Here is a 4,333-nt window from a genome sequence, read left to right as displayed (position 1 = left end):
AGCATGATGTCGGCGTCGTGTTCGTACTCGGCGAACCAGCGTTCGAGGCCGAACGGTGAAACGTCCATAGCACTCAGTGACACGGACCGGGCAAAACGTCTCCGGTGGAGGCGATACTGCCGCCGTTACTTTCCGCCTCGGCGGTTCCGCATGTTCTGTCTGGTGAACTGCGGCGTCGTACCGAAGCCGGAGCTCCGACGCTTGAACGCGCGGTAGAGTGCGAACGTCACCGGTAGCGTCGTGGCGAGAATGGCGACAGCGACCCGGACGTCGCTGCCGAAGGAGTAGACGATGGAGGCCGACAGCACGCCGACGGCGACGAAGATGCCGAGAATCAGCCGGCGGGCGAACCGCCGGAGGACGTCGTCCTCGTCCTCGATATTGACGTTGATCATGAGGTTCTCGGCCTCCATGCTGTCGAGCACGCGGTCGAGTTTTGGCGGCACCGTCACCAGCGCGCCGGCGGTCGCCTGTACCTGGTCGGCGGCGCCCTCAGCGATGCGTTTGATCGTCTCCTCACGGTAGCCCTGCTCGGTAAGATACTCCGTCGCGACGCTGATGAAGTCGAAGTCGGTATCGAGCGTCACACAGACCCCCTCGACGACGGTGGCGACCCGGAGGATGAGTGCGAGGTTCCGAGGCAGGCGCAACGGGAACTCGTAGATGGTGCCCTCGACCTGGTCGATGATCTGTTGGACGCGGTACTGCTCGATATCCTCGCCGCGGGCGTCCTGGATGGCCAACTCCATCACTTGGCCCATCACCTGTCGGTCGGCGGAGGGTGAGAGCGTCCCCATCTCGATCAGCGCGTCCAGGATGGCGTCGGTGTTCTGTTCGGCGACGGCGGTGTAGAAGTCGACGATCTTCTCCTGGATATACGGATCGACCCGACCGCTCATCCCGAAGTCGTAGAAGATGATGGAACCCTCGTCGTCCACCGCGAGGTTGCCCGGGTGCGGGTCGGCGTGGAAGACGCCGTCGTCGATGATCATCTTCAGGTAGATTCGCTGCAGTTGCTCTGCAAGCCGCGTCCGGTCGAACCCCTTCGCGTCGAGTTCGTCGACGTTGTTGATCTTCGTTCCCGGAAGATACTCCATCGTGAGGACCGCCTCGCTGGAGGCGTCGGGATGGGCTTGTGGGATGCGGATGGTCTCGTCGTCGTCGAAGTTTCCGCGGATCTCGATCAGCATGGCGCGTTCGCGCTCGTAGTCCATCTCCTCGCGGATCGTTTTGGAGAACTCCTCGGCGAGGTTCGAGAGTGAGAACGAACGGGCCTCGTCGATGAAGAAGACGATAATCGGAAGCGACCAGCGAACCACGCGGAGGTCAGCGTTCACCAGTGAGACGATGCCCGGCCGGCGTACCTTCACCGCCACGTCTTCGCCGTTGTGGACGGCCAGATACACCTGGCCGAGGCTCGCGCCGCTGATTGCCTCGGTGTCGAAGTCGTCGAACGTCTCCTCGACGGGGCCGAGTTCGTCTTCCAGAACCTCCTTGGCCTCCTCCCAGTCGGCGGGCGGGACCTCGTCCTGCAGGCTGGAGAGCTCGTCGACGTACTCAGGCGGGAGCACGTCCGGGCGCGTCGAGAGCAGTTGGCCGAGTTTGATGAACGTCGGGCCGAGCGTCAGCAGCGTCGAGAGCAGCACTTCTGCCCGGTGGACGCGTGTCTCGGTGTCGACGTCTCGGCTGCCACCGAAGAGCAGAAACCGGCGACGGTCACGCGTCCACGCGAGGATGAGCGGCAGGAACCGCCTCACGACGACGAGGAACCGCCAGTAGGCACGGAGCGAGACCAGCCTGAATCACCTCCCCCTGATTCTCAGGCGGGGCCTCCTCGTAGTGAGAGTTGTTTGGGCCGCCGCCATTAGCTCTCGATGGGGATGGTCTCGCCCGGGGTGGCCGACCGCTTCTGAATGGTGACGGTGAGGACGCCTTGCTCCATCGTCGCCGTCGCCTCGTCGTCGGCGTCCGGCGGCAGCGGGATTTCGGCGTCGAGAAACAGCGGGCGGTCCTCCCGAACGAACTGGAACTCGTCGGGGAACGATTTCTCCCGACGGGCTTCGATGTGGAGGCGGCCGCCCTCGGTGCGGAGCTCGGTGGTGTCGGCGGTTGCTCCCGGCAGATCGATGACGAGGCGGTACGCCGCCTCGCTCTCAAGCAGGTCGGCGAACACCGCTTCGGGGAGCTCCCGGAGCGCGTCGCGAAGTGCGTCCATACTCTCAAACACGGGTTCGGGGTCGAAAAACCCCCCGGTGGCGGAGCACTCTCAGAGCGGCTCGAACGGCGAAAAACGGGTGGCGTGTTGGCCCAGACGCGACCACGGCATCGGTTCCGGTATCGCGAGACGGCGCTCGCGACAGGTCTCGGGCCGTGATGGGTTACACACGACCACGGCATCGGTTCCGGTATCGCGAGACGGCGCTCGCGACAGGTCTCGGGCCGTGGTCGGTTACGACGTCGACGGCGTCATTTCGATATCCAGCGCCTTCTGGATGATCTGGGTGAACGCCATCGAGCAGAGGAAGTACCAGACAATCCAGACCTGGATGGGGCCGAGCACGCCCTGGGTCCATGTGGCCTCACCGACGAGCGGGAGGACGATGCTCTGGAGTTCGTGGTTGCTGCCGGCGCCCCGGAGCCCGATCGTCCAGTACATCCAGAGGAACGCGGGGATGGTGAGGAACATGATCCACACCATCGGGCGGAACTGCTCTTTGAACATGCCGAGCTGATCGCCCATCGCCTCCATCTGCTCGTCCTGGATCTTCTGCATCGCGTCGTCGTCGCCGCGCTCCTTGGCCTCTTTCCGACGGTTCTGGATATCCTTCATCCGATCCTGATACATGCCCATCTTCTCCATGTCCATGAGCATTCCGCGCAGGACCGTCGAGTAGAGCCCCGTCGCGACTGCGATGAGCATCACGACCGCGTAGAACGGCAGCACATCGAGCATCGGGCCGAGCACGATGTCGACGGCGCCGCCGACGATGTTGCGCACCGGGCCGTAGGAGTAGCCGACGAAGAACCCGAGCGTCGAGAGCCCCGCGAGCTTGTCCCACTTCGACCAGCTCGTCCCCTCGACGTCGTCGATATCGACGGAGGAACTGGTGAGGTCGCCGTCGGCCGACACTGCCTCCCGAGTCCCTTCGGGATCGGCCAGTGCGAAGCCGGACTTGCCCTCGACAAGTATCTCCTGTTCGATGAGCCGGCCCCACTGCCCGCTCTCGAGGTCGCCTTTCACGTCGGTCCAGGCGACTTCGCCGTCCTCCGCGCGGTCGAGCACCGTCTCGACCGCATCGCGCATCTCCCCGTCCTCCTCGACGAGGTCACGCACCCGGTCCTCTATCCGTGCCATTGCAGTATCGTTGGCCGTCCCTGCTTAAGAACCTTTTACTTGTCCGTAGTGCGGTTTGAGAGTGTCTACTTCCGGAAAAGCGCCAGTTCGCCAGGTCCGGTCGCCCTGGGCGGAGGCTACTCCTCGATAGCGTCGACGCCCCTGTCGACGCTACGTACGGATAGCGTCGATCCCTCTCGACGCTTATTCTTCGATGGCGTCGATAATACGGTCGAACACCTCTTCTGGCGTGCCCGTCCCGTCGATCTCGATGAGCTCGCCAGTCTCACGATACTGCTGGATGACCGGCTCGGTGTTCTCCTCGTACACCTCGAGGCGCTCGCGGACGACGTCCTCCTCGTCGTCCTCGCGCTGGATGAGTCGCTCGCGGACCGCCTCGTCCTCCGGTATGTCGAACTCGACGTGGTAGTTCTCGCCGGTCTCGGGGTCGACCCGGCGGCCGGTGAGCCGCTCGACCAGCGTCTCGCGGTCCACGTCCAGGAAGATGACGTCGTCGAGCTCCGTGGCCTCATCGAGATACTCGACCTGGTCGAGGTTGCGCGGGTAGCCGTCGAGCACGTAGCCGTTGGCCTCCTCCAGTGCGGCGGCCAGCACCTCGTTGACGACCTCGTCGGGCACGAGCTCGCCGGCTTCCATGAAGCTCCGAGGTGTCCCGTACTCCGTCTCCATCTCCTTGTTCGCCCGGAGCGCGTCGCCCGTCGAGACGTGGTCGAGGTCGTATTTCTCACAGAGCTTCGCCGCCTGCGTTCCCTTGCCGGCCCCCGGCGGCCCGAGCAGCAGGATGTGGTAATCAGCCATACTGCGTTGCAGAATGGCCGGGGTTAAAGAGTTGAAGAAAGCAGACCGCCCGGCCCCGGTAGGCCGTGGATTCTGGGGAGCCGCCCACCGCCGGCTCGGCATGAGCGACCCCGCGGCCGAACCCGTCGCCGACGGCGGTCGACGTCGCAGAGATGGCCTCATAGTGGTTACGGCGAATCG

Annotated in this window: 5 protein-coding genes; all 5 read right to left on the bottom strand. The window is 64.3% G+C overall.

What is annotated here, in order from left to right:
• Nucleotides 1–125: 125 nt before the first annotated feature.
• The gene (locus tag V5A38_RS14425) at nt 126–1,796 is read right to left on the bottom strand and encodes an AarF/ABC1/UbiB kinase family protein (protein ID WP_332326462.1); all 1,671 of its coding nucleotides are present in this window, start codon (nt 1,794–1,796) and stop codon (nt 126–128) included.
• 68 nt (nt 1,797–1,864) lie between these two features.
• Nucleotides 1,865–2,215: an Hsp20/alpha crystallin family protein gene (locus V5A38_RS14420; RefSeq protein WP_332326461.1), complete on the bottom strand. Its 351-nt coding sequence runs from the start codon at nt 2,213–2,215 to the stop codon at nt 1,865–1,867.
• Between the two features lie 234 nt (nt 2,216–2,449).
• Nucleotides 2,450–3,355 (bottom strand): DUF106 domain-containing protein, encoded by a 906-nt coding sequence (locus V5A38_RS14415; protein WP_332326460.1) that lies wholly within the window; start codon nt 3,353–3,355, stop codon nt 2,450–2,452.
• A 183-nt stretch (nt 3,356–3,538) separates the two neighbouring features.
• The gene (locus tag V5A38_RS14410) at nt 3,539–4,153 is read right to left on the bottom strand and encodes an adenylate kinase (RefSeq protein WP_332326459.1); all 615 of its coding nucleotides are present in this window, start codon (nt 4,151–4,153) and stop codon (nt 3,539–3,541) included.
• The coding region (locus V5A38_RS14405; protein WP_332326458.1) for a hypothetical protein at nt 4,146–4,333 on the bottom strand (188 nt) is incomplete at its 5' end. The genes V5A38_RS14405 and V5A38_RS14410, both read right to left, overlap by 8 nt.

The sequence above is a fragment of the Halolamina sp. genome (assembly GCF_036626355.1).
Classification (GTDB): domain Archaea; phylum Halobacteriota; class Halobacteria; order Halobacteriales; family Haloferacaceae; genus Halolamina.
Note: the sequence above shows the minus strand (reverse complement) of the source record. Positions and strands in the feature narration are given on the sequence as shown.